Annotated in this window: 1 protein-coding gene; it reads right to left on the bottom strand. The window is 44.4% G+C overall.

What is annotated here, in order from left to right; all coding sequences use genetic code 11:
* The coding region (locus tag ABR397_RS23365; protein ID WP_350307783.1) for a type VI secretion system baseplate subunit TssF at positions 1 to 437 on the bottom strand (437 nt) is incomplete at both ends.

The raw sequence follows: 437 nt of genomic DNA on the forward strand, positions 1-437 counted from the left end.
ATTTGTCCTTTTCAAATATTATCGGTTTTGTTCTTGCCGAAGACAGGTTGATAACCGGTACGCAGTGAGGAATAAAGGCGGGTGTGATGTCCTCGATGGGAATATTGCAGTCGAATTCCAAGATAAGGGTAAATTGCTTATCCTCGCCTAAAGGGAGCTTAGAGATCTCCACCGATAAATCAAATGACATCAAGTCATTAACATGTGGCAGATAGAGGTATTCGTATAATACCTGTAACGGCCAGAAATAGTCATGGGGTCTCGGCAGGACCAAATTTTCCTTCATACGTGGAGCGCTCTTGATAGACAGCCACATCTCCTTCTCTGCAAGGGATGTTTTCAGATAAATGTTGTCTAGCGACTGATCCAGGTATTTCGTCAGTAAAGACGCCAGTTTTTGATCTTCGCCCAGAAAAAGCGTGACTGGCCCGGTCTTC

It is taken from the genome of Photorhabdus viridis (genome assembly GCF_040256935.1).
Taxonomy (GTDB): domain Bacteria; phylum Pseudomonadota; class Gammaproteobacteria; order Enterobacterales; family Enterobacteriaceae; genus Photorhabdus; species Photorhabdus viridis.